We start from the raw sequence: 24,026 nt of genomic DNA, 5'->3' as shown, positions 1-24,026 counted from the left end.
TTGCCCTATAAAAAATTATCTGGATAGGAGGTTTGGAACATGCTTGACAAGCTTTTATCTTCATTGCAGGGGATACCGGCATATTCTATTTTAATCAGTGCTGTTGTTGTCATTTTTATTGCTGTTAGTGTTCTGGTGATGTTTGGAACTGCACGGCAGGAAAAAGAAATCGAACAGCTTCGTTGGGAAAAGGTCAGTGCTCACATGGCATTGTACGACACTTCACGCCGTGTTGTCATTCCGTTGGAAGCGGATGAAATCCTGATCGGCAGACACGGAGCCGCAGATATTCGTTTTACGGACATGAGTGTTTCCCGTTATCATGCAGTGCTTTATGTGTCTAACGGGGTGTGGAGCATCATGGATTTGGATTCCAAATCCGGAACATTTGTCAACGGCAGGCGGATTCGTTCGCAGGTCAAACTCAAAGACATGGACGAGATTCGGTTTGGAACAAAATCAGTGATAATCCGGCAGCGAAGGAGGAAACAGAATGTATAAAAACGGACTCACTTATGGAAAATGCACCACAATTGTCTTGTTGACACACATTATTATGCTGCTTGCGATTCTGCTCCGCGGCAAATATGATACGCCGCAAGACATTTTGCCGTTGGCAGTTGCTGTGATCGGGTTAGATCTCACGTATAGTATAGTGCTGCGATTCCTGTACCGCCAAATGACTTATACGCTGGATTTTGTATTGCTGCTGCTTATCAACATCAGTGTCATGTTTCAATCCTGTTTTGGCGGTGTTGGATTTGCGGCAAAGCACTATGTTACTTGTATTGTAGCACTGGCAGTTTGTCAAGTTGGTTTCCTTTTGACACGAAATCATGTTTGGATTCAATCTAAAAAAATTGTGCTGTATATTCTGTTGGGTGTGCTGATTTTGAGTATTTTGCTGCTGACTGGCAGTCGAAGCATGTGGATCAACATCGGACCAATCAGTATTCAGCCGTCAGAATTTATGAAGCCAGTTTTTGTTTTGATCTGTGCGACCTCTATTCGGGAACAGCATGAGAAGAAAAAGATTCTGTTTTTCTACGTTTCCAAGGAAATGATGATCCTGACAGGAGCATTTATTGTCATTGTAGGTTTGCAGTGGTGGTGTCGTGATTTAGGTTCGCTGCCTACTTTTGCCGCTGCGTACGGTTGTGCGTTGGCATGTCGCTTGTGTTATCCAAAAGCAAAATTTTCCAAGAAAACAATTATCGGAATCAGTGCTATTGCTGCGATTCTTGTAGCATTGGCATTGCGATTTGCACCGGGTTATGTACAAAACCGTCTTTCGGTTGACATCTGGAATCAAATGGAGGGAGATGGATACCAGCAGTGTAAAGCTTTGATTGCGATTGCAGAGGGCGGTTTGTTCGGAAAGGGACCGGGCTGCGGCTCCTTGTATAAAGTGTTTGCCTCGGACACCGATATTGTTTTTTCTACCATTTGTGAAGAATGGGGCTTTTTGGTGGCATTGCTGTCGATATTGATCTTAATGGCAATGATGCTGCTTCCGATGATCAATAAACCTCGTAGCTATTTCCATACAACTATGATTCTTGGCTGCGTGGCAGTGTTGATTGTGCAAATGGGCTTGAACATCTTCGGCTCCTGCAATCTGATCCCGTTTACTGGTGTTACAATTCCGTTTATTTCGCAGGGTGGTAGCTCCATGATTACCAGTGGCTTCTTAGCCGGTATGCTGAAAGCGGGACAGTCACCGGTATTTAAGAAACCGGAACCGAAAAAGAAAAAAGCCAAAGCAAGAAAGGCGGTGGCTGCGGCATGAAAAGCATTCAAAGTATCCGACGCGGAGAACGGCTGACCATTCTGATTTTGATTGTGTTTTTCCTAGGCATGGGTGTTTTGGTTTGGAAAGTAGTAAAAGAATCTTCCTTTTATATGTCCCATTCTGATGATGTGACGCTGGGAATGGTCTATGACCGAAATAATCAGATTTTATTTGATCCAAATGCTTCTACAGAAACCTATGACGAAAATTACTTCTTAGATGTGGGAAATGTGATTGGCGATGACAGCGGTCAGATGACAAATACGCTGGTTTCCGAAAACATTGAAAAACTGCAAAACTATAGTTTGATTTTTGGTGCAACGCCTCACGGAAAAACGGCAATTTACTCCACATTGGATCATAAAGCCAACCAAACGGTATACAATGCTTTTGGCAGCAAAAACGGAACGGCAATCGCTTACAACTATCAGACAGGAGAGATTCTGGTGTGCGTCAGCAAACCCAGTGTCAATATTCTGGATAATTACAGCAATATCAGCGAATTGCCGGACGGCAGTTTGATTTGCAAAGCGTTTTATGAAACCACTCCCGGCTCCACACAAAAAATAGCAACCACTGCTGCGGCTCTGGAAACATTCGGTTATGATGGATTGATGTCCAAAACATATACTTGCAACGGCATCTATACCACAAAATACAATCAGCAGATCAAATGTCATGACCTTAACGGACATGGCACACAGAACATTGTGCAGGGGTTTGAAAACAGCTGTAATCCGTTTTTTGCACAGCTGGTACAGGATATGCCGTTGGATAACATTATTCAAACATACACACGTATGGGCATTGCGGTAAACGATACAAAAATGCAGAAAATCCAATTTGACGGGTTATCTTCTTTTAGTGCTTCTACAAAGCTGACAGATACCAGTGACTTCGACACCATGTGGAGTTGCATGGGACAGAGCGAAGCACTTGCAAGCCCACTGCAAATGATGCTGTGGGAGAGTGCCATTGCCAATGCCAGCGGAAAAGTGACAGAGCCCTATCTCATTGACCATACTACTAACGTGACTGGGAGCACAAAATATGAAGCAAAAACCACCTATGGAGAGAACAACATTTTTTCCGCAGAAGTAGCCAGTCAGATAAAACAGATCATGCGACAAAATGGACAGGAACGCTACAGTTCTATTGGCTATCCCGTTGGTGTAAAAAGCGGTACAGCACAGGTACAGAACGGGGCATCGGAAAATTCTTTGTTGGTTGGATTCAATGATGATCCCAATTTACCGATTGCATTTTGCGTAGTAATTGAAGACCGTGTTTCTGGTGAAATCTCTACTTCGGATATTGTTTCAACAATGCTGAATGCACTGAATCAAAACTAATTTGCATCAGCACAATAAACAAAAAAGCGTTTTGCAGGCAGAATATAATCTGCCTTGCAAAACGCTTTTTTGTTATGCATAAAATGCCTTAAAGCAAATTGATTTTTTTGAACATGTCCTGCATCTTCTGATCGATTCCTGAAATAGTTTCGGAACACTCTTTCAGTTCGCCAGTCAGGGAAGCGGCAATTTTAGGATCGCCAGTAGACTTGTAATGCAGCTGATGCTCCAGACTTGCCCAGAAGTCCATGGCAATGGTGCGAATCTGAATCTCTACAGGAGCAATTTCTTTGCCGTTGGACATGTAGACCGGTACATCCAGAATCATGTGAAAACTCCGGTAACCATTCGGTTTTGGATTTTTGATATAGTCCTTGATTTTTCGCAGCTGAAAAGCACTGTGGTCTGTCAGGAGGTCTGCAATTGCATAAATGTCATCAATATAGCAGCAGATTACCCGAACCCCTGCAATATCTGTTAAATTGTTGCGGGCACTTTCCGGTGTAACCGGCATGCCTTTCCGCTGCAACTTTCCCACAATGCTCTGCGGTGTCTTAATACGGCTTTCGATATTGTGAATTGGGTTTCGCTGAAACCGCATACTGAATTCGTTGTCGAAAATATTCAGCTGTGTCTTTACCAGTTCAATTGCAGAATCGTAAAGATGTTCCAATTCCAAAAACGAATAAAACACATCTTGAATCTGTTCTTCCTTGTGTTCCGGAACCACATCGCGAATGGCATCCAGATAAAATTCCTTGTCGTCCATATAGATGATCCCTCCTATACAGAAAACGCACACAAAGACCGTGCATTTGTGTGCGTTTTACGAAAAATCAGAGTGCATACAATGCTACTCTATACGATTTGCAAATGATAATGCCTATTACGGGAGCAGACGGTTGATGTCACGCGGGAACATGCTTGCCTGACGAACATTTGACAGACCCAGCAGCTTCATAACCAGACGTTCCAGACCAATACCCAGACCGCCGTGCGGAGGCAGACCATATTTGTGGGCTTCCAGATAGTATTTGAAGTCCTCCGGATCCAGACCTTGTGCGTGCATCTTGTCCAGCTGTTCCTGATAATCGTGGATACGCTGACCGCCGCTGGTAATTTCCAGACCGCGGAACAACAAGTCGAACTTGTATGCCAGACGCGGATCTTCTCTGGAATTCATTGCATAGAACGGCGGCTTAGAGGACGGGAAATGCGTAACAAAGATAAAGTCGCTGTCGAATGTTTTCTTTGCGTATTCGCAGATTGCCACTTCGTCTTCTGGTTCCAGATCCAGCTTGTTCTTGGAACCTTTGTTGCCCAGAATTTCCTTTGCTTCCAGCAGGGTAACGCTGGGAATATCCCGAATTACCGGTACATCTGCTTCCAGCAGTTCCAGTTCAAATGCATAATGCTTTTTCAGATATTCCATGACATATCGCAGGCATGCTGTTTCCATTGCCATAACGTCATACATGCTGTCAATGTAACCCATTTCAAAGTCCAGACCAATGTATTCGTTGATATGACGAGATGTTGCGTGCTTTTCTGCACGGTATACCGGTGCAATTTCAAATACGCGGTCAAAGAATGCCACAGCAGTCTGCTTGTAGAACTGCGGGGACTGGTTCAGGAATGCCGGTTTGTCAAAGTATTCCAGATGGAAGATATTCGCACCACCCTCGGCACCTTGTGCAACGATCTTCGGGGTATGGATCTCTGTGAAGCCCTGTCCAATGAGGAATTCGCGGAATCCACCGACAACGCCTTCCTGAATCTTGAAAATGGCACGTTCATAAATGTTACGCAGGGCAACAGAACGGTTGTCCAGATTGATGTCCAGTGCACAGCCCAGTTTTTTGTTGGAAACTTTCAACGGGTATTCCTCGTTGCAGTTTGCAATGACTTCCAGTGCAGACAGCTGCAACTCTACGCCGCCGACAGCCTTTTCATTCTTTGTAACCTTACCGCGAACCCAGACAAAGTTGCCTTCCCGAAGTCCGGTGATAGAATCCTTGCACTGTTCCGGTACGTACAGCGACTGAATCAGGTAACGACCGGTACGCAAAATCAGGAATGCAAAACCACTCATCTGGCGGATCTTATGTACGCAGGCACGCAGAGAGATTTCTTCTCCTACATGATCTGCTGCATCAGAGAAATCAAATTCGTGCAGCAGATGATCAGTATTGATCTGTGTGATGCCGTCTTTCTTCTCCGGAATATACTGATTCGGATTAGTGAACTTAGTGCATTCTACTGATTTAACTTCTTCTGCCGCATTTGCCTTGTCAGCAGATTCTTCCGCAGTGACTGCCGGTTTTGCTTCTGCCAGTTTGGTTTCCAGTAGTTCCTTGATTGTACTGGGGGTGCAAACGCCGCGAAGGGATTTGGTGCATTGTCCCATCAGGAAGCCGAATACTTTCTTTTCACCAGACTGATACTGTGAAACAGCTTCTGCATTCTCTGACAGAATTTTGCTGATAACCTCATCTGCCTTTTTGGTATCGTTGACAATCAGCATGCCGGATTCTTCTGCAATGACCTTTGCTGTTTTTCCGGTTTCGATCATCTGACGGAGAATCTTCTTGGCATCGTTTTTGGATACCTGTTCAGTATCTGCCATTTTTACCAGTTCTGCAAATTCAGCAGGGGAGAACGGCAGTGCTTCCATAGAAACTTCGCCCAGATTTACACGGCGAAGCAGTTCTACAATGATAAAGTTCGCAATGCTCTTAGGTGCGTTATAAACTGCAACGGCATTGTCGTAGAAATCGGAAACGCTCTTTTGGTTGATCAGAATTTGAGCATCTGTCTTGGACAGACCATAGTTTTTCATGTAGCGTTCCATACGCTTATATGGCAGTTCCGGCAGCATATCCCGAATGGAATCCAGCATTTCATCTGTAAAGTTGACCTGCAAAATATCCGGTTCCGGGAAATACCGATAGTCATGTGCGTTTTCCTTGCTTCTCATGGAAGAAGTTTCGCCCTTGTTTTCATTAAAACGACGGGTTTCCTGCACAACTTTTTTGCCGGCATCCAGCAGTCTGGACTGCCGCTTGATCTCATAATTGATGGCACGGGTAATCGATTTCAGAGAGTTCATGTTTTTGATCTCTGCACGAGTACCCAGTTCCTTATCCTCCGGACGCATAATAGAAACATTGACATCGCAGCGGAGAGAACCTTCTTCCATTTTACAGTCACTGACACCAGCGTACTGCAACAGGAGCATAACCTTTTCAATGAAAGCCTTCGCTTCTTCTGCGGAAGAAATATCCGGCTCTGTAACGATTTCTACCAGCGGGATACCACAACGGTTGTAGTCTGCCAGAGAAACGGCGTTGAAGTCATCGTGCACCAGTTTTCCGGCATCTTCTTCCAAGTGGATATGGTTGATTCGGATATACTTCTGTCCGTTCGGGGTGTCAATAGCAACTTTGCCTTCCAGACAAAGCGGATAATACAACTGGGAAATCTGATATGCCTTCGGCAAGTCCGGATAGAAGTAGTTCTTTCGGTCAAAAACAGAAAACTTGCTGATGTCGCAGCCCAGTGCCATACCAGCCTTTACCGCATATTCTACAGCAGTCTGGTTGATGACCGGCAGTGTGCCCGGCATACCGGTGCAGACCGGACAGCAGCGGGAGTTCTGGCTTCCGCCGAATTCTGCACTACAGGTACAAAAAACTTTGGATTTGGTCAGGAGCTCCGCATGGATTTCCAGACCAATAACAGGAATATATGATGACATGATAAAACTGCTCCTCCTTACTTCAATACCGGAACAGCGGTTTCAAACTGCTGTTCAAAGGCATCTGCAACCTGTAGAATGGTTGCTTCATCGAACTGCTTGCCCACAATGGACATACCGATCGGCATGCCTGCTGCATTATAGCCGCAGGGGGTAGAAATTGCCGGCAGAGAAGCAATATTTACGGTTACCGTACAAATATCCGCCTGATACATCTTTACCGGATCAGAAATGTTTTCATGTACGCCATAGGCAACAGACGGGGTTGTCGGTGTCAGAATTACATCACAGGTTTCGAAAATGTGTGCATATTCTGCGGAGATTCGCTGCTTGAGTGCCATAGCCTTTCCGTAATATGCATCATAGTAACCGCTGGACAGAGCATAATTTCCGAGCAAAATACGGCGTTTTACTTCGCTGCCGAAGCCTTCGCTTCTGGAGTTGCAGATCAGTTCTTGGAATGTGTCGCCGACCTTGCTGCGGTGACCATATTTGATGCCGTCGTAGCGGGACAGGTTGGAAGAAGCCTCTGCGGAAGCAATCAGATAATATGCTGCAACAGCGTATTTCAGACTGGGCATGCTGCATTCCACCAGTTCTGCTCCCATTTTTTCATAAGTTCTTGCAGCCTGCATCACTGCATTTCGAACTTCATCGTCAATACCCTCTGCATAGAATTCCTTCGGGATTGCGATTTTCAGTCCCTTGATGTCTTTTCCCAGTTTTGCGGTATAGTCTTCCGGATTGCGTTTGGAAGATGTACCATCGTGCGGGTCAAATCCTGCAATGGCATTCAAAATCCATGCACAGTCCTGTGCGTTTTTGGCAATCGGTCCGATCTGATCCAAAGAGGAAGCGAATGCCACTAGACCATAACGGGAAACTCTGCCGTAGGTTGGCTTCAGTCCGGTAACACCGCAGAACGCTGCTGGCTGACGAATGGAGCCGCCGGTGTCCGAACCCAGTGCAGCTGCAGCCAGAGAAGCAGATACGCTTGCTGCGGAACCGCCGGAAGAACCACCCGGCACACATTCAGTGTTAAACGGATTGCGGGTTTTTGCAAAAGCAGAAGTCTGTGTGGAACCACCCATTGCAAATTCGTCCATGCTTGCTTTTCCCAGCATGACAATGTCCTGTGCAGCCAGTTTTTCCATTACAGTTGCATTATACGGCGGAATGAAATCTTCCAGCATTTTTGAAGCACAAGTGGTCTTGATGCCATCTGTGCAAATATTGTCTTTGATTGCCATGGGAATGCCGCAAAGCACGCCTGCATTTCCCGCATCAATTTTTTTCTGTGCAGCAGCGGCATCTGCCAGAGCACGCTCTGCTGTTACTGTAATATAACTCTGAATGGTATCATCATATTTTGCAATGCGATCCAGATAGCTCTGTGTCAGTTCCGGTGCAGAAATTTCTTTGCTGTCCAGCATCTGACGCAGTTTTCCAATGGTTTGTTGCGTAAGATCCATATGTTTTCCTCATTCGTCCGCAGACGAATGCCTCCTTTTCTGATTGTTATCCGGCGAAAAGCACGTACACAACGGGTGTGGCTTATCGCGATTATTCTACAACCTTTGGCACAACGAAACAGTTTTCGTCGTTTACAGCATTTTGCAGAATCTTTTCTGTAGGGAAACTGTCTTCCTTGATGTCTTCCCGCAAGTCGTTCAGATAAACATTTTTATTGTCGGCATATGCATCATATTGAATGTCGATTTCCTTTACGGTATCCATAATTTCAATGATGCTTGTCATTTCAGATGCCATTTGCTCCATTTCTTCTTTTGTAAAATGAAGCTTTCCCAATTCTGCCAGATAGGCAATCATCTGTAAATCCAATCTTGACCCTCATTTCTATTTCTGAAATTGCAGAAATTTATTCCACGGCAAAGCCGCAGACATCTGCTCAAATTTACACAGGTTTTATTATAACATAATCCCTTGAATTTTGCAAGGCTTTTCTTACGGGAAAGCACAAAAAAACAGAATTTGAAAATTTTTTCCGGATATGCTTGATTTTTTTCCGGTTTTTCAGTATAATAGAATGTGATATTGTTTGGAAACCCTTGTGTCTGTCAAAACATAGAGTTTGGGATTTCCAAGGTAGGGAGGATTCATAATGCTGACTTTTTCAAAAATGCACGGCATTGGCAATGACTACATCTACATCAATTGTTTCAAGGAAACCGTAACGGATCCGGAAAAGCTTTCTGTTTTTTTAAGTGATGTTCGGTTTGGCGTAGGTTCTGACGGTCTGGTTTTGATTCTTCCGTCAGAAGTTGCAGATTTCCGAATGCGGATTTTTAATGCAGACGGCTCTGAAGCAATGATGTGCGGCAATGCCACCAGATGCATCGGCAAGTATGTTTACGACATGGGCATGACTGACAAAATAGAAATTTCGCTGGAAACAAACTCCGGCATCAAGTATCTGACACTGTATCCTGATGCCAACAACAAGATTGAAAGCGTCAAAGTGGATATGGGAAAGGCAATCCTCGTTCCGAGAGAAATTCCGGTCAATTCGGATCTGGAACGGTTTATTGCACAGCCAGTAACAGTGGACGGTAAGGAATACGCAATGACCTGCGTTTCTATGGGAAATCCGCATGCAGTTGTGTTTTTGCCGGAAGTGGATTCTCTGGATCTGGAGAAAATCGGTCCGTCTTTTGAACATCATGAGCTGTTTCCGGATCGAGTGAATACGGAATTTGTCCGCGTGATCGATGACCATACGCTGCAAATGCGTGTATGGGAACGGGGAAGTGGTGAAACCTTTGCCTGCGGTACCGGCACTTGTGCCACTGTAGTGGCAGCAGTTCTCAATGGATTCTGCAAAAAGGAAGAAGAAATTCTGGTACATCTCCGCGGTGGAGATCTGCGTATTATTTATCACGAAGATGATACAGTCACTATGATCGGACCTGCAATCTATGTTTTTGAAGGAAAGATGGAGTATCCGAATCTCTAAAGCAAATGTAGGGTGTGTTGACACGTGTCTTTTAGGGTGATTTTCCCCGTTCGTCGTTAAAAATCCTTGCCATGCGAAAGCACGCCTGCGAATTTTTGCTTAGAACGGAGAAAAATCACCTCATAAAATTCACATATCATTATATTATAATGATAATGTCAACGCCCCCTAAATCATAATTTTAATTTCATAAAGGAGTATTTCAAATGCCAACGATCAATGAGAATTTTTTGAAGCTGGGAAAGAATTATTTGTTCATCAATATTGCAAAAAAAGTCAATGCGTTCATGGCTGAAAATCCAGATGCACCGCTGATTCGTATGGGCATCGGCGATGTTACACTGCCGATTGCACCGGTTTGCGTAGAGGCAATGAAAAAAGGTGCCGATGAAATGGGCGTAAAAGAAACCTTCCGTGGCTATGAGGACAGCGGCTCCGGCTATGATTTCCTGAAAGAAGCAATTGCAGGATATTACAAGAAGTTTGGCGTTTCTCTGGAACTGGATGAAATTCGTGTCAATGACGGTGCCAAGAGTGACTGCGGCAATATTGTAGACATTTTTGGCGATGACAATATTGTACTGATTACGGATCCGGCATATCCGGTTTATGTAGATTCCAATAAAATGAACGGCAGAACGGTAATTTATGCAGATTCTGATGAATCCAACGGTTTTGCAGCTATGCCAGATTCGTCTGTTCATGCAGATTTGATTTACCTCTGCTCTCCAAACAACCCGACCGGTTCCGCATATACCAGAGAACAGCTGAAAGAATGGATTGCTTACGCTAAGGCAAATAAAGCAATCATTATCTTTGATGCTGCGTATGAAGCGTTCATCACGGATCCGGATGTGCCGCACAGCATTTACGAAGTAGACGGTGCTAAGGAATGTGCCATTGAAATGTGTTCTCTCTCCAAGACAGCAGGCTTTACTGGTATGCGTTGCGGCTATACTGTTATTCCGACCGCACTGCATGTAATCGCTTCTGACGGCACTGATGTCAGCATCGCACAGATTTGGGGCAGACGGCAGGGCAGTAAGTTCAACGGCGTTTCCTATCCGGTACAGTGTGCAGCAGCAGCTGTTTTCACGGAAGAAGGACAGAAACAGATTCGTAAGAACATTGCATACTATCAGGAAAATGCTGCAATTATTGCAAAGACTATGGAAGAACTGGGGATTGAATATACCGGCGGGAAGAATTCTCCGTATATTTGGTTGAAGTGCCCTAAGGGTATGAACAGCTGGGGATTTTTCGATTACCTGCTCCACGAAGCAGCAGTTGTCGGCACACCAGGCGAAGGCTTCGGCAAGAACGGCGAGGGCTGGTTCCGTCTGACTGCATTTGGCGACAGAGAAAAAACCAAGGAAGCAATGGAACGCATGAAGAAGCTGCTTTCTTGAAAAAATTGGCTGCCTGAAATAATATAAAAAAGTCAAAGCCGTTTTAGGCTATGATAGAAATGACAACGGAGGATTATTTATTATGCGTGCTGTAATCACAGTAATTGGTAAGGACAATGTAGGTATTCTGCATCAGGTAAGCGGCGTTTGTGCAAAGTATCAGGCGAATGTGCTGGAAGTGACTCAGAGCGTTTTGCAGGATATGTTCGCCATGATCATGATGGTGGACATCACAGCAATGACAACAGATTTCACACAGCTGAGTGACGAACTGAACAGCTTGGGTGAAACACTGGGCTTGTCCATTCACGCTATGCATGAAGATATTTTCAATGCAATGCACCGTATCTAAGAAAACGCAGGAGAAGATTATATTATGAATAGCACTATGTTTAATGCAGGAGATATTCTGGAAACGATCCGAATGATTCAGGATGAGTGTCTGGACATTCGTACTACCACGATGGGTATTTCTCTGCTGGACTGTATTGACCCCGACATCAATAAGGCTTGTGATAAGGTCTATGACAAGATCACAAGAAAGGCAGAAAAGCTGGTGGAAACCGGTGAAAAGATTGAAAAGGAATACGGTATCCCGATCATCAACAAGCGAATTGCTGTAACACCGATTGCTATGCTGGCAGCTGCATGCCCGAAGGAAAATCCGGTAAAGTTCGCCAAGGCTTTGCAGCGTGCAGCTGAAACCTGTGGTGTCAATTTTGTCGGCGGTTATTCCGCACTGGTTCACAAGGGATTCAGTGCAGGAGATCTGGAACTGATTCGTTCCATTCCGGAAGCACTGGATGTAACTACTCGTCTGTGTTCTTCTGTCAACGTAGGCTCCACCAGAAGCGGTATCAACATGGACGCAGTTCGTATCATGGGTGACATTGTTCTGGAATCTGCAAAGCTGACAGCAGATCGTCAGTGTGTTGGACCGTCCAAGCTGGTCATTTTCTGTAATGCACCGGAAGATAATCCGTTTATGGCTGGTGCGTTCCACGGTGTCGGTGAGCCGGATTGCGTTATCAATGTCGGCGTTTCCGGACCGGGCGTTGTACGTTCTACCGTATCCAAGTATCCGGACGCTTCGATCGATCAGATTGCAGACATCATCAAAAAGACCGCATTCAAGATCACCAGAATGGGTCAGCTGGTAGGTGCAAAAGCATCGCAGATGCTGGGCGTTCCGTTCGGCATTGTAGACCTTTCTCTGGCCCCCACACCGGCTGTTGGTGACAGCGTTGCACATATTCTGGAAGCAATGGGTCTGGAAACCTGCGGTACACATGGCACTACAGCTGCTCTGGCTCTGCTGAATGATGCGGTAAAGAAGGGCGGCGTTATGGCTTCCTCCAATGTTGGCGGTCTGTCTGGTGCGTTTATTCCGGTTTCCGAAGATGCTGGCATGATCGATGCAGCAGTAGACGGTACATTGACACTGACAAAGCTGGAAGCAATGACTTCTGTTTGCTCCGTTGGTCTGGATATGATTGCAGTTCCCGGCGATATTGAAGCGTCTACCATTTCCGCAATTATTGCAGATGAAATGGCAATCGGTATGGTCAACAACAAAACAACCGCAGTTCGTTTGATTCCGGCAATTGGTCTGAAGGAAGGCGATATGTTGGAATTCGGCGGTTTGTTCGGCAGTGCACCGGTTATGCCTGTAAAGCGGAAGTCCGCTGCAAAGTTCATTGCACGCGGCGGTCGCATTCCGGCACCGATGCACAGCATCAAGAACTAATGGGAGAACCATGCAGCAGTATACAACAGATATAATGATTATCGGCGGCGGAGCCTCAGGCCTCGCCGCCGCTGTTGCAGCAAAACGTTTTTGTCCGGAGTTATCTGTTATGATTCTGGAGCGTAATTCCAGAGTTGGAAAAAAGATACTGGCTACCGGAAACGGTCGCTGCAACCTTGGGAACATTTCAACAGATTCCCGATATTATTATGGCTCCTGCAAAAAGTACTGGAATACAATTGTAGAACAGACGCAGCCAGCAGAAGCATTTTTTCAAAGCATGGGACTGTACTGCCGTCGTGAATCTGATGGTAGGCTGTATCCTTGTTCGAATCAGGCGGCGAGCGTATTAGATGCACTTCGTTTGACAATAGAACAAGAGGGGATTTCTGACGTTTGCTATTGTTTGGTTTCCGATATACAGCAGACGGAATCCGGAATTCTGGCAAAGACCACACAAGGAGATTTCCTTGCAAGTGCGGCAATTGTCACAACAGGTGGATTTGCTGCTCCTAAAACCGGCTCTGACGGGTCAGCATTCTCATGGCTTTTGAATTTGGGGCATCATTGCAATACACCAAAGCCGGCATTGGTGCCTTTTTTAACAAAACCAGTCTTACTGCGACTGTTGAAAGGTATCCGTCTTTCGGCAGAAGTGACTGCAATTTCTGAAAATGGCACTGTTCTTGCGGTAGATACAGGAGAAGTGCAGTTTACAGAACGGACTATCTCCGGAATATGTGTAATGAATCTCTCTGCTGCTTGTGTGGGACAGGAACCGGCTGCAATTTGTCTAAGGCTTTTGCCGGAAATTCCAGAACAACGGCTACTTCCTTTGTTGTGGGAATTATATGGCGTTCGGACAAACTGGAAACTGGAGGATTGGCTTACCGGCTTGCTGCCTAAAAAGGCGGGCATACAGCTTTTGCGAAGTGCTGGTATTGCTATGTCAATGGATACGCCTGTTTATGAAATTACGCCGCAGCAATTGGAGCAAGTTGCGAAAACTATTCTTTCTTGGAAATTTCCAGTCCTCTCCAGAGGCAGTTGGCAGGAGGCTCAAGTGACTTCCGGCGGCATTCCGGCAGAGGAAATTGATGCGGATTTGCAATCTCGTTTGGTAAATGGCTTGTTTTTTGCAGGTGAGATCTTGGACTTTCATGGAAACTGCGGCGGTTATAATCTGAATTGGGCATGGCAATCCGGACAATTTTCCGGAGAAAATGCGGCGAAACAAATTTTGCAGAAAAGAGGTGACACTGTATGATTAAATTAACGAATCTCTCTATGCCCTTGCAATTCACGGAAGATATTTTACGGCAGAAGATTGCACAACGGCTGCATATTTCAGCACAGGAAATTCAGTCAGTGTTATATTTGAAACGTTCTGTTGATGCACGGAAAAAACCGAAAATCACTGTGATTTTGACAGTTGCAGTTGCCGTTTCAAATGAGGAAAAAATTCTGCGGCGTGCTGTAAAAGATGCTGACATTCAGTCGTACGTACCTTATTATTATCGTATCCCAAAATGTACAGTTCCCGTAAGCCAATCAAATCGTCCTGTAATTGTGGGATTTGGTCCGGCGGGCATGTTTGCGGCATTAATTCTGGCAAAGGCGGGATTGCGTCCAATTGTGCTGGAACGCGGAAAATGCGTGGAGCAGCGACAGGAAGATGTGACAAATTTCCGAAAAACCGGCATGCTCTGTACAGACAGCAATGTACAGTTTGGCGAAGGCGGTGCAGGAACATTTTCAGACGGCAAACTGACGACTGGCATTAAGGATCCGCGAATTCGTTTTGTGCTGCAAAGCTTTGTAGAATGCGGCGCACCGGAAGAAATTCTCTATCTGGCAAAACCACATATCGGAACGGATAAGCTGGTACATGTCGTGCGAGAAATGCGGAAAACAATTCAACGATACGGCGGAGAGATCCTCTTTCAGGCTCACATGGAAAAGCTGGTACAGAAAAATGGCAAGCTGACAGCTGTACAGTATCAAAAGGACGGAAAAACGACAGAAATCCTTACCTCTCACTGTATTCTTGCTGTGGGGCATAGTGCTCGAGATGTGTTTGAAATGCTGTACAATGCGAACATTTCTATGACGCAAAAAAATTTTGCAGTCGGTATGCGAATCGAGCATTCGCAGGATTGGTTAAATCATGCCATGTACGGCAGGGAAGCCTCTCCGCCGGAGCTTCCGGTTGCAGATTATAAGCTGGCTGTGCACTTGCCGAACAAACATAGTTTGTACACATTTTGTATGTGTCCGGGTGGGGAAGTCGTTGCAGCATCTTCAGAACAACATCGACTGGTTGTCAATGGTATGAGTAATTATGCCAGAAATGGCAGAAATGCCAATAGTGCATTACTGGTCGGCGTTTCCGCGGCAGAGTTGCAGGATTCACACCCGTTAGCCGGAATGCGGTTTCAACAGAAACTGGAAGAAGCTGCATTTCAAGCTGGCGGCGGCAATTATTATGCACCAGTTTGCTGTGTTGGCGATTTTTTGCAAAAACACGCTGCGACTGGTTGCGGAAAAATTGAACCAACGTATCAGCCGGGTGTCAATTGGATTTCACCAGATGAATATTTACCGGCATTTGTTGCAGAAACTTTGCGACTTGGAATTCCAGCCATGAATCGTAAGATTCATGGATTTGCAGAAACAGATGCAGTATTGACCGGCGTAGAAAGCCGCAGTTCGTCGCCTGTACGCATTGTTCGGAACGAAAACTGTGAGTCAGTGTCGCTGGCTGGTTTGTATCCATGCGGCGAAGGAGCCGGATACGCAGGTGGAATCACATCTGCGGCAGTAGACGGAATTCGTTGTGCAGAACAAGTGCTGCAGGCATATTTGCAATGAGCCGAAATATGACAGGGAAATGCTAATATGTAATTGCACCAAATACAAATTTGGTGCAATTAAGAGGACCCAATTACGAGGGGAGGGCAATTATTTTGGAAATTGATCGCAAACAGTGCCCTGATTTTTTTCTGGATTATATTTTATATATCACTGTAACGAAATCATTGTCCAGCCGTACGGTACAGGAATACTATCTGGACATTCGTTTGTTTCTGAAGTATCTTCGCATGATGCGTGAGCCGCAGTTTCAGGACATCAACGACTTGCAGCAGATTCCGATCAAAGATATGTCCGTATCTGCTTTGCAATCTGTGACATTGCAGGACTTATATAACTATCTGTATTATGTTACAGAAGAACGTGAAAATCATGATCGTGCCCGCGGCCGAAAAGTTTCTGCACTGCGTAGCTTTTTCCGCTATCTCTGCCAACATCAGAAATTGATTTCGCAAGACCCGACTGAGCAATTGGAACTGCCATCGCCGAAAAAAGCTTTGCCGCGATATTTGACATTGGAACAAAGCCAGCAATTGCTGCAATCTTTGAATTCTGCATATCCAGAACGGGATTATTGCATATTGACATTGTTCTTGAATTGCGGAATACGGCTTAGCGAACTGGTGGGTTTGAATCTTTCAGACATCAACTTCAAGGAAGCCAAAATGCGTGTGCTGGGCAAAGGCAATAAGGAACGCATGGTGTACTTAAATGAAGCCTGTATGGACGCACTTCACGCGTACTTACAAGTTCGTGAGTTGCCTGAGGGCTCTGCGGAAACTGCTGTTTTCCTGAGCAAGCGGCATACACGGATCAGCAAACGGCGTGTGCAGCAAGTAGTAGAAACTGCGTTGGCACAGGCAGATCTTGGCGGACAAGGCTTTTCTACCCACAAGTTGCGGCATACTGCGGCAACGCTGATGTATCAGTACGGAAATGTTGATGCATTGACGCTAAAAGAAGTATTGGGACATGCAAGCACCTCTACAACAGAGATCTACACCCATTTGTCCAATCAGATTTTGAAACATGCGACAGACAGTTCGCCTCTGGCACACTTTGAAAGAAACAGTCAAAGTCAAGCTGAGCAGGAAAACAATGAAGATCATGAATCGAAATCAGAGAATACAGATATTACAAATCCAGAGTGAATTACTAATACATAACATTGATATGTATTGCTAAAACAACGGGCAAGTTACAATAATCATGTAACTTGCCCGTTGTTTTTATATCAATTTCAAAGTACTTTATTCCCATGTAAACTGTGTCAGTTCGCCTTCTACAGATAACTCTGGATATTCCCATTGCCGTAATACTTCATATGCTGCAATTGCCACAGAATTGGAAAGGTTCAGACTGCGAAGGGTATTTCGCATAGGAATGCGAACACAGGTGTCCGGATGTTGTACTAGCAGAGATTCGTTCAGTCCTTTGTCTTCTCTGCCGAATACCAGATACACAGGTTTATCTGTTGGATAAGAAACATCACTGTGAATATGTCTGCCCTTTGTTGTGAAGAAATACCTCTCCCCTTCCGGATTTTTGTCGCAAAAGTCCTCCCAGTTCGTGTAATATGTCAAGTCCAGCTTGTCCCAATAGTCCAACCCCGCACGCTTGAGGTGCTTGTCTGTCACCGTAAATCCAAGAGGTTCCACTAAATGCAGCCTTGCTCCAGTAACGGCACAGGTTCTGGAAATATTTCCGGTATTCTGCGGAATTTGCGGTTCGACTAAAACGATGTTCAATTGTGATAATTTCATAAAAGCCCTCTCTTTTCCAGTTGTGGAATGGATATACAGGGATAAATGCAGTTTTCTTTTCGCATAATAAGCATGCAGCAGAAATCGCTGAAAAATGAAAATGCGGAAAGGAGTATGCAAAAATGACCGTAAAATCTGTAGTTCGCGGGGTTACAGTTGGTGCAACTGTAGGAACAGTTTGTTATATGATGTCCAAGGCAACCTCTAAGCAGAAGCATGACATTCGAAAAAATGCCGGTAAGGCAGTCAAAGCCGCTGGTTGTATTCTGGACGATCTCACTTCTCTGATGTGGTAAATTCAATAGTATCGCTATCGCATAGAAATCACGCAGCTTTTTGAAACTGCGTGATTTTTGCTTTTTAGATTTGACTTAGAATATGTTTTTATTTCAGCTGGTTGCCGTCAGAAAATGCGGTGCCAACTTTTTCGCCCAGTTTGCGATAGGTGTGAGCAACGCTGTCGAAAACAATTGGATTTACCTTGTCAGTATCAATCTTTCCATTTTCGTCCAGCACACGCTCATCAGCACAAACATTGACAATTTCGCCGACAACAATGCCGTCTTCATTGAACTTTACCAGCTTGCACTCCAATGCCATCGGAAATTCCTGAAACAGCGGAGCATCAACTGTAGTACTCTTTTCTGCGTGCAGACCGGACTTTTCCATTTTATCCGGTGTGTTATTTCCGGAAACCAAACCCACATAATCAGCCGGAACAGCCGTATCCGCAGTTGCAAAGCTGACTGTGAAAGAACCCTTTGCTCGAATATTCTTTGTCGTCTTGTGGTTTTCACTCAAGCAAAGCATGATCTGATTGGTTTCATAAATGCCGCCCCAAGCTGCATTCATGGCATCGGGCCTTCCGTTTTCATCATAGGTGCCGACGATGAGAACCGGCATCGGATACATCCATGTCTGTGCTCCAAAATTTTTTCTCATTTGTAAGACTCCCTTTTCGATAAAATCCGGCAGGACAAATCCCGCCTTTTTTATTATAGCACAATTTTGGGGGATTGTCCAGCTGTTCAAAATACATTTTCAGAAAAACAGCAAATTTGCAAACTTGCTAAAATTATGGTATACTGGGGATTATGATATAGAGCATATTCACATAAATTCACATAAAAATGAATAGCACCGTTGAAATACATTCTGATATGTCATAGAATTTTATAGTTCAAAAAATATTTACAAATTTAAACGCACATTTTTCCAGTTCAAACGTTAATGCCAATGAGAGGGGTGAGATGCAGTGCCTATGAATCTGTCGCAGCAATATGACAAGATCTATCGATATTGTTTTTTTCATACCAGATGTCAGGAACTTGCAGAAGATTTGACGCAGGAAACATTTTTGAGATACTATCAGCATCCGCAGTATCAAAGTACCGGAAAAGAATTGCAGTATTTGTATGTAATTGCAAGAAATCTTTGTATTGATACATACCGCAAGCCCTCTGCCGAACCCCTCAGTGAGGAAAATATGCCGGTTGTTTCTGTACAAGATGATGATTTTATCACACATGTAGCACTGCGAAATGCTCTTTCAGAATTGACAGCGGAAGAACGGGAACTGATCCTGCTCCGCTATGTCAATGAAGTGCCTGTCGTGGTGATGAGCCAGCTGTACGGAATATCCCGCTTTGCACTGCATCGAAAATTGAAAGCCATACTGGCAAAACTGCGAAAACATTTTGGAAAGGAGGCAGACGGGTATGAAACGGAAATATAAAAAGGCACTGCAAGACTGTTTTGAACCGCCTGCTCCTCAAAGAAAAGCACAGTTTCTACAGCAAATACAGGCTGAACAATCACAAGATACCGCCACTCCCCTCTTTTTTCAGCGGTATCCGAAGTGGATTCGACAGTCTGCAATGGTGTTCTGTGCAGCTGCGGTACTGGGTATCGGGTATGGTGCGTATCAAGCGTTTTTCGATTCCAGAGATCAACTCGAGGTTGTTCCGCCGCAGGAAACCACAATAACAGCCTGGATAGATCCGGCAACAACGACTGTGACTTCACAATCAATGACATCATTTACGGCAGAAACAACACGAACAACAGTTACTACCGGTGAAAAAAATTCTGCTGAAACAGTTTTAGCAACCGCAGAAAATACTCTGTCAAGTTCAACCAGTACAGTATCCAAACATACCACCTCTCACCAAGTACCGGAAAAATCGACTTCGGATTCCAAGCAAACTACAATTTCGGTTTCAACTGTAAGAAGATCTGATACGACAACAGCAAAAGCAGTTGTGACTTCTGTTGCATATACTACCACACGGAAAAGAACAACGACTGGCACAAAGCAGATGACCACTCCCCTTGCATCAACAGCAGTTGCATCAGAGCATACGACTGCTGCACAGACAACAACACGCTATATGGACGGCAAAAATGATATACAGACCGTCACAACGCGTGCTGATTCCTGTGAACCAATGCAAACAAAAGATTATACGGTACAGCCGCCATGCAGTTATACAGTTGCAAAACACGTTTGGGAAGTTGCCTCAGTAGGTATAACATTTGACACACTTTCAGATCTGATTGCAAAATCGGATACGATTGTACTCGGCACAACAAATGCTGTAACTTATACCAGTATTCAGGGACAGCCGTGGATTCAAGTTGATGTCAAACTGGAAATGGTTTTTGATTCGGCAAAAGAGTTGCATTACGGAGATTGCATTTCAATTTATATAAAGGGCGGTTATATGCCAATGACGGAATATCTTTCCTATATAGGAGAAACACCGGAACAATGGAATATGACGGCAGAGCAGGCAGCAGAAACCAGTCTGTTTGAGAACAATGGAGATATATCACTTCCTAAAGTCGGAGAAACGCTCCTATATTTCTTGAATGATGGCGGAGATGCGGTGCCTGACGGAGCATATGTTCGATACTCGGAATTCTATTGGAAAAACGGCGTATACTTTAATTCGGATGCCAATAACCCGCTTACTTTTACGGGCAGCGAACTGGTAGATGCCATTCACAAATTCAACTGAAAAATCACATGAATGGAGGAAAGCAAGATGAAACAAAAATGGATCGCACTTGCGGTTTTGGGTGCAATGCTTGTACAGGTTGCTCCCATCAGCAGCATGACTGCCGCTGCACTAGAAACAACGGCTATTTCTGATATAACAGCAACAGATGCTGTATTACTGAAATACAACAAACATGATACCTATGTGGAGATTACCGGATTTCGTGCAGATGAAACAGACATTGTGCTGCCGGATACCATTGACGGTCTGCCGGTAACGACGATTCAAGAAGGGGCCTTCTTTTCGAGTCAGTTAACTTCTATTTATATTCCGGAGAGTGTCACCCAGATCGGCGGAATTGCCTTTCAAGCGTGTGCAGATTTGCAGAGAATCGAAGTTGATGAGCATAATCCGGCGTATACCAGTGTAGACGGCGTGCTCTATGACAAGGAAGAAAAAATACTGTATGCTTATCCGAATGCTCTTGCAGAAAATGAAAACACACTGAAAAGTTCGTATTCTGTGCCAGACGGCGTGGAAACGATTGCACAGGGTGTATTTTTCTACAACCAATCCTTGACTAATCTGACCTTGCCGCATTCGATTCAGGTTCTGGAAGCTGATGCTTTCTCCGATACTGCATTGCGGGATATATATTATGACGGAACACAGGCAGACTGGAATGCGATTGCAAAAAAGGTGCCTACTGGTGGAAATGTGGAACAGCCGTTTCGAGAATTCTATGCGGAGATGCACTATCTGCGAGAAAATACTTTCACAGAAACTACTGCTGCAATTACAACAATCCAGACAACCACAGAATCTACTGAAGGCACAAGTCAAACGACTTCAGAAATCACTACATCTATACCAGTTTCTACTGCAACTACAACGCAGGAGCAGCGGACTTCTACGGAAAGCGAAACCGCAACCACAATAACCACCACCTCAACTGCCTCTGCTTCTACAGAAACCAGTACCAGTTCTTCCACCAAACAAGAAGTTCCTGCTGATGCTCTCTATGGGGATATTGATTTGGACGGAAGAATTGCCATTAACGATGCTGTTCTCCTGAACAAATATGTGGCTGGTGTCGTTATACTGAATGCACAGCAGACGCAGAATGGGGATTGCTATCAGGATTCTTCCTCTGGAACGATCGATATGCAGGACACCACTTCCCTACTGCGATTTTTGGTGCATATCACCACTACCCTGCCGGAACAGGATACATCGCAGAAGGGAACACTTACGCCTACCACAGCAATTCACAATGTCTATTTCAAAAATGAATCTGAAATAGACTCTATGCCGGCAGTGATTTCCACAATGGACGAATGGAATGCATATGGGGAACAGTTTGCCGTGGAATTAGGTTCCAAAAATAGTCTGCTTAACACAGAACCATTCTGCAATCAATATACAGAAGAATTTTTCCAAAGTCATGTGTTGCTGGTCAATATCTCACCGGTAGTTTCTGCCGGAACACAGGAGTTCTTTTCCATTGACGATGTTTTTCATAGTACCGATGGAAAAATACACATAAAGGCATCGAATCGTTCTGGCATGCTCATGGATTGTGTTGGTATCGGCAGCAGAATGCTGCTTCAGGTGACGATTCCGAAAACACAGTATCACGGTGAAGAAATTGTATGGGATACCAATTGGATTTTTCCGTCGTATGATATGCTGTTCAATATTACCACAGCAACAGAACAGGGCTGGGACAAAGCAAAGAGTTCCGATTCCGCATTGATTTTTTCTACTGTGGAAGAATTAGAGAAACAAATTACATCGCTGTTGGGAGAAAAAACAACAGAAAATCTGAAAAAATACTATGATTCGGAGTTCTTTGCTTCCCATGTGCTGTTTGTTGATCTCGTTGCAAAACCAGACGGAAACGACTATGAAAATATAATTTGTGAAGTTTCACAGGATAAAACCGGAACGCTGCAGATCACTTATCAACAGGAACTTTGTAACGGTTTTCATTCAAAATCTATTGATCTGCTTTTGGTTGCTTTGCCCAAGTCCCAATGGAATGGAAAAGCACCGGTGTGGAATTCTAAAACATTGGACACAAGCAGCTGTCAACTTTCAGTGGAACAAAATATTCAAGCAGTTACCAAAAGCGGCTGGAATCGTGCATTGAGCAGCCGTCCGGAAATGGTGCTGACATCGGAGCAGGACTTTGAGGATAGCCTCGCTCCTTTGTATGAAAATGCAGTTGCCCAGCAATTGCGTGACTATTTTAACGATGCGTTCTTTGCAGACTATGTGCTGTTTGCACGTCCGACTGTAAAATGCAATTCTGTAGTCTATGCACCCGAAAAAGTTGTGCAGCAGGACAATGGCTACATTGAGATTTTTTACAGTGGAACAGAAATTGACGGCACCTCCGGTACTGGAATCGACTTGCTTTGGGTTGCAGTTCCTATAGAGCAGTGGAACGGAAAAAAACCAACATGGAAAGAAGTCGGAGAAACCGAGATTTCTGCAAGCTTGCGATATTATGATGTATTGAACATTTCTTCCATGAAAAAACAGTGGATTTCTTCAAGGGAAGAATTGCGGACGGTGCTTCAAAGTGCAAATATCACAGATGAATACATCACAGCCGATACATTGCTGCAATTATATCCGGAAAGCTTTTTTGAGAAAAAAGCACTTTACTTATCTGTAGATGATGATATTGCAGGCACCAGTCGAACTGTGTTCCGGGTTACCCAAAATGAAAACACTCGTAAAATCACAGTATCCTGTCGAAAAAAACAGCCTGTATCCTGCGACGGAGTTATGCAGATCAGCATGCTTGCAGTTTCCAAGAATATTGCAGAGAATGCAGAAGTTACTTATGCGGATTATAATGATGAGTTTTTGCTGAATAATGGAGCATGGGCATTTACGACAATTCCGGATACCATGGGAGAAGGGTTTGCTGTCAATCAGTATAGCTTTGGAAATTACAGCGAAGTGATTTTGTACAGTACCTCGCCGTCTGGCATAGTTCTATATCACAACTTTAATCGGTTGGCTTCCCTGCCGCTGGACGAAGCGTTTTCCGTGTTCTCGGATTCTCAGGCAGTCTGGACAAAAGACGATTCCGGAAATAATGTGTGCTCCTTTGGCAATTTGCAGATTACCGTTCGGGAAAAAGAATTGGAAGTTTCTTATCCTTACAATAAAACCGGTGACAGAAAAACTGTGACAATTCCTCTTGCTGAAATCGTTTAAGGCAATACCGCACAATCTTTGTGCGGTATTGCCTTAAGCAAAATGACAGAATAAAATCAATCTTTTTCGTACAGCGTCGCTCTGCAAAACAGGGCGGCGTTTTATGATATATCCATAGGATTTCA

20 protein-coding genes are annotated in these 24,026 nt (G+C 44.5%); 14 read left to right on the top strand and 6 right to left on the bottom strand.

Going from position 1 to position 24,026, the window contains the following annotated elements; translation table 11 throughout:
* The first annotated feature begins 39 nt into the window (after nucleotides 1-39).
* The 3 genes from RUMCAL_RS08275 to RUMCAL_RS08265 all read left to right on the top strand — a co-directional run bounded on the left by RUMCAL_RS08275 (nucleotide 40) and on the right by RUMCAL_RS08265 (nucleotide 3,144).
* The gene (locus RUMCAL_RS08275; protein ID WP_021682277.1) at nucleotides 40-501 is read left to right on the top strand and encodes an FHA domain-containing protein; all 462 of its coding nucleotides are present in this window, start codon (nucleotides 40-42) and stop codon (nucleotides 499-501) included.
* Nucleotides 502-607: 106 nt separating this feature from the next.
* Complete coding sequence (locus RUMCAL_RS08270) at nucleotides 608-1,789, top strand: FtsW/RodA/SpoVE family cell cycle protein (protein ID WP_242823498.1); 1,182 nt, start codon at nucleotides 608-610, stop codon at nucleotides 1,787-1,789.
* Nucleotides 1,786-3,144, top strand: coding sequence for a penicillin-binding transpeptidase domain-containing protein (locus RUMCAL_RS08265; RefSeq protein WP_021682275.1), 1,359 nt, complete (start codon nucleotides 1,786-1,788; stop codon nucleotides 3,142-3,144). Before RUMCAL_RS08270 ends, RUMCAL_RS08265 begins: the two co-directional genes overlap by 4 nt.
* Nucleotides 3,145-3,232: 88 nt before the next feature.
* On the opposite strand, the gene RUMCAL_RS08260 is transcribed toward RUMCAL_RS08265, so the two are convergent.
* The 4 genes from RUMCAL_RS08260 to gatC all read right to left on the bottom strand — a co-directional run bounded on the left by RUMCAL_RS08260 (nucleotide 3,233) and on the right by gatC (nucleotide 8,743).
* Entirely contained in the window at nucleotides 3,233-3,913 is a 681-nt protein-coding gene (locus RUMCAL_RS08260; protein ID WP_021682274.1) for a GTP pyrophosphokinase, read from the bottom strand.
* 117 nt (nucleotides 3,914-4,030) lie between these two features.
* Nucleotides 4,031-6,901, bottom strand: a complete 2,871-nt coding sequence (gene gatB, locus RUMCAL_RS16775; protein ID WP_341349367.1) for an Asp-tRNA(Asn)/Glu-tRNA(Gln) amidotransferase subunit GatB — start codon at nucleotides 6,899-6,901, stop codon at nucleotides 4,031-4,033.
* Between the two features lie 17 nt (nucleotides 6,902-6,918).
* Nucleotides 6,919-8,373, bottom strand: coding sequence for an Asp-tRNA(Asn)/Glu-tRNA(Gln) amidotransferase subunit GatA (gatA, locus tag RUMCAL_RS08245; RefSeq protein ID WP_021682272.1), 1,455 nt, complete (start codon nucleotides 8,371-8,373; stop codon nucleotides 6,919-6,921).
* A 91-nt stretch (nucleotides 8,374-8,464) separates the two neighbouring features.
* Nucleotides 8,465-8,743 (bottom strand): Asp-tRNA(Asn)/Glu-tRNA(Gln) amidotransferase subunit GatC, encoded by a 279-nt coding sequence (gatC, locus tag RUMCAL_RS08240; protein WP_040647582.1) that lies wholly within the window; start codon nucleotides 8,741-8,743, stop codon nucleotides 8,465-8,467.
* 283 nt (nucleotides 8,744-9,026) lie between these two features.
* Here gatC and dapF point away from each other — a divergent pair, with 283 nt between their 5' ends.
* The 7 genes from dapF to RUMCAL_RS08205 all read left to right on the top strand — a co-directional run bounded on the left by dapF (nucleotide 9,027) and on the right by RUMCAL_RS08205 (nucleotide 17,053).
* The gene (dapF, locus tag RUMCAL_RS08235; RefSeq protein ID WP_040647626.1) at nucleotides 9,027-9,875 is read left to right on the top strand and encodes a diaminopimelate epimerase; all 849 of its coding nucleotides are present in this window, start codon (nucleotides 9,027-9,029) and stop codon (nucleotides 9,873-9,875) included.
* Between the two features lie 206 nt (nucleotides 9,876-10,081).
* Nucleotides 10,082-11,284, top strand: a complete 1,203-nt coding sequence (locus RUMCAL_RS08230; RefSeq protein ID WP_021682269.1) for an LL-diaminopimelate aminotransferase — start codon at nucleotides 10,082-10,084, stop codon at nucleotides 11,282-11,284.
* Nucleotides 11,285-11,366: 82 nt separating this feature from the next.
* On the top strand, nucleotides 11,367-11,636 hold the full coding sequence (locus tag RUMCAL_RS08225) for an ACT domain-containing protein (protein WP_021682268.1): 270 nt from the start codon (nucleotides 11,367-11,369) through the stop codon (nucleotides 11,634-11,636).
* Between the two features lie 36 nt (nucleotides 11,637-11,672).
* Nucleotides 11,673-13,031 (top strand): PFL family protein, encoded by a 1,359-nt coding sequence (locus RUMCAL_RS08220; protein WP_040647625.1) that lies wholly within the window; start codon nucleotides 11,673-11,675, stop codon nucleotides 13,029-13,031.
* A 10-nt stretch (nucleotides 13,032-13,041) separates the two neighbouring features.
* On the top strand, nucleotides 13,042-14,298 hold the full coding sequence (locus RUMCAL_RS08215) for an aminoacetone oxidase family FAD-binding enzyme (protein ID WP_021682266.1): 1,257 nt from the start codon (nucleotides 13,042-13,044) through the stop codon (nucleotides 14,296-14,298).
* Nucleotides 14,295-15,902: an NAD(P)/FAD-dependent oxidoreductase gene (locus tag RUMCAL_RS08210; protein WP_021682265.1), complete on the top strand. Its 1,608-nt coding sequence runs from the start codon at nucleotides 14,295-14,297 to the stop codon at nucleotides 15,900-15,902. Before RUMCAL_RS08215 ends, RUMCAL_RS08210 begins: the two co-directional genes overlap by 4 nt.
* A gap of 95 nt (nucleotides 15,903-15,997) precedes the next feature.
* Nucleotides 15,998-17,053 (top strand): tyrosine-type recombinase/integrase, encoded by a 1,056-nt coding sequence (locus RUMCAL_RS08205; RefSeq protein ID WP_084194390.1) that lies wholly within the window; start codon nucleotides 15,998-16,000, stop codon nucleotides 17,051-17,053.
* Between the two features lie 99 nt (nucleotides 17,054-17,152).
* Here the strand turns inward: RUMCAL_RS08205 and RUMCAL_RS08200 are convergent, their stop codons facing one another.
* Nucleotides 17,153-17,665, bottom strand: a complete 513-nt coding sequence (locus RUMCAL_RS08200; protein WP_021682263.1) for a tRNA (cytidine(34)-2'-O)-methyltransferase — start codon at nucleotides 17,663-17,665, stop codon at nucleotides 17,153-17,155.
* A 122-nt stretch (nucleotides 17,666-17,787) separates the two neighbouring features.
* On the opposite strand from RUMCAL_RS08200, the gene RUMCAL_RS15510 reads away from it, so the two are divergent.
* On the top strand, nucleotides 17,788-17,961 hold the full coding sequence (locus RUMCAL_RS15510; RefSeq protein WP_156902500.1) for a hypothetical protein: 174 nt from the start codon (nucleotides 17,788-17,790) through the stop codon (nucleotides 17,959-17,961).
* Nucleotides 17,962-18,049: 88 nt separating this feature from the next.
* Here the strand turns inward: RUMCAL_RS15510 and RUMCAL_RS08195 are convergent, their stop codons facing one another.
* Nucleotides 18,050-18,607, bottom strand: a complete 558-nt coding sequence (locus tag RUMCAL_RS08195) for a flavin reductase family protein (RefSeq protein ID WP_040647581.1) — start codon at nucleotides 18,605-18,607, stop codon at nucleotides 18,050-18,052.
* Nucleotides 18,608-18,926: 319 nt separating this feature from the next.
* On the opposite strand from RUMCAL_RS08195, the gene RUMCAL_RS08190 reads away from it, so the two are divergent.
* From RUMCAL_RS08190 to RUMCAL_RS08180, 3 genes are read left to right on the top strand one after another with little or no spacing between them, the layout of a single operon-like run.
* On the top strand, nucleotides 18,927-19,400 hold the full coding sequence (locus RUMCAL_RS08190; protein WP_021682260.1) for an RNA polymerase sigma factor: 474 nt from the start codon (nucleotides 18,927-18,929) through the stop codon (nucleotides 19,398-19,400).
* On the top strand, nucleotides 19,384-20,685 hold the full coding sequence (locus RUMCAL_RS08185) for a hypothetical protein (RefSeq protein ID WP_021682259.1): 1,302 nt from the start codon (nucleotides 19,384-19,386) through the stop codon (nucleotides 20,683-20,685). The genes RUMCAL_RS08190 and RUMCAL_RS08185 overlap by 17 nt, the downstream gene beginning before the upstream one ends.
* Before the next feature lie 27 nt (nucleotides 20,686-20,712).
* On the top strand, nucleotides 20,713-23,901 hold the full coding sequence (locus RUMCAL_RS08180) for a leucine-rich repeat protein (protein ID WP_040647578.1): 3,189 nt from the start codon (nucleotides 20,713-20,715) through the stop codon (nucleotides 23,899-23,901).
* The last annotated feature ends 125 nt before the right edge of the window (nucleotides 23,902-24,026 follow it).

The sequence above is a fragment of the Ruminococcus callidus ATCC 27760 genome (assembly GCF_000468015.1).
Lineage (GTDB): Bacteria > Bacillota > Clostridia > Oscillospirales > Ruminococcaceae > Ruminococcus_C > Ruminococcus_C callidus.
This window is presented reverse-complemented; position numbering and strand designations above follow the sequence as displayed.

Excerpts from the sequence above, each read along its gene's own strand:
- RUMCAL_RS08225 (WP_021682268.1), top strand. The coding sequence starts at position 11,367 with ATGCGTGCTGTAATCACAGTAATTGGTAAGGACAATGTAGGTATTCTG.
- RUMCAL_RS08190 (WP_021682260.1), top strand. The coding sequence starts at position 18,927 with ATGAATCTGTCGCAGCAATATGACAAGATCTATCGATATTGTTTTTTT.
- RUMCAL_RS08185 (WP_021682259.1), top strand. The coding sequence starts at position 19,384 with ATGAAACGGAAATATAAAAAGGCACTGCAAGACTGTTTTGAACCGCCT.
- RUMCAL_RS08220 (WP_040647625.1), top strand. The coding sequence starts at position 11,673 with ATGTTTAATGCAGGAGATATTCTGGAAACGATCCGAATGATTCAGGAT.
- RUMCAL_RS15510 (WP_156902500.1), top strand. The coding sequence starts at position 17,788 with ATGACCGTAAAATCTGTAGTTCGCGGGGTTACAGTTGGTGCAACTGTA.
- RUMCAL_RS08195 (WP_040647581.1), bottom strand. The coding sequence starts at position 18,607 with ATGAGAAAAAATTTTGGAGCACAGACATGGATGTATCCGATGCCGGTT.
- RUMCAL_RS08230 (WP_021682269.1), top strand. The coding sequence starts at position 10,082 with ATGCCAACGATCAATGAGAATTTTTTGAAGCTGGGAAAGAATTATTTG.
- RUMCAL_RS08275 (WP_021682277.1), top strand. The coding sequence starts at position 40 with ATGCTTGACAAGCTTTTATCTTCATTGCAGGGGATACCGGCATATTCT.
- RUMCAL_RS08180 (WP_040647578.1), top strand. The coding sequence starts at position 20,713 with ATGAAACAAAAATGGATCGCACTTGCGGTTTTGGGTGCAATGCTTGTA.
- gatA (WP_021682272.1), bottom strand. The coding sequence starts at position 8,373 with ATGGATCTTACGCAACAAACCATTGGAAAACTGCGTCAGATGCTGGAC.
- RUMCAL_RS08260 (WP_021682274.1), bottom strand. The coding sequence starts at position 3,913 with ATGGACGACAAGGAATTTTATCTGGATGCCATTCGCGATGTGGTTCCG.
- RUMCAL_RS08215 (WP_021682266.1), top strand. The coding sequence starts at position 13,042 with ATGCAGCAGTATACAACAGATATAATGATTATCGGCGGCGGAGCCTCA.
- RUMCAL_RS08210 (WP_021682265.1), top strand. The coding sequence starts at position 14,295 with ATGATTAAATTAACGAATCTCTCTATGCCCTTGCAATTCACGGAAGAT.
- RUMCAL_RS08265 (WP_021682275.1), top strand. The coding sequence starts at position 1,786 with ATGAAAAGCATTCAAAGTATCCGACGCGGAGAACGGCTGACCATTCTG.
- gatB (WP_341349367.1), bottom strand. The coding sequence starts at position 6,901 with ATGTCATCATATATTCCTGTTATTGGTCTGGAAATCCATGCGGAGCTC.
- RUMCAL_RS08200 (WP_021682263.1), bottom strand. The coding sequence starts at position 17,665 with ATGAAATTATCACAATTGAACATCGTTTTAGTCGAACCGCAAATTCCG.